The organism is Micrococcus sp. GbtcB5 (assembly GCF_019091605.1).
Lineage (GTDB): Bacteria > Actinomycetota > Actinomycetes > Actinomycetales > Micrococcaceae > Micrococcus > Micrococcus luteus.
This window is the reverse complement of the sequence record NZ_JAGXJK010000159.1, coordinates 1-285: the sequence shown is the minus strand read 5'-3', so window position 1 is coordinate 285 and position 285 is coordinate 1. Positions and strand designations below refer to the sequence as shown.

1 protein-coding gene is annotated in these 285 nt (G+C 66.3%); it reads right to left on the bottom strand.

Going from position 1 to position 285, the window contains the following annotated elements; translation table 11 throughout:
* Positions 1–285: multidrug efflux SMR transporter (locus KVS67_RS11855; protein ID WP_217565432.1), on the bottom strand; the 285-nt coding region annotated here is incomplete at both ends.

Below are 285 nucleotides of genomic sequence, written 5' to 3'. Positions count from 1 at the left end.
AAGGCACCCCCGAACCACACCGGCCCGAGCCCGGGGGCGCCGATTGCGCCGATTCCTGCCCAGCCTGCGTAACCGATCCCCACGTCGATGCGCTTGAGAGCGACGCTGAGGAAGAACAGTGTGAACAAGAAGAACACGACCGCGATCGCCGACCAGAGTGGGGCGGTGAACCCGGCGCTGCCGTTCACGGCGAGGGCGTAGCCGATCTCGAATACGCCTGCGGTCAGCAGGGCGATCCAGGCGCCGCCCTTCTTCTCCGGCTGCGTGGATGTCTGAGGTGTGGTT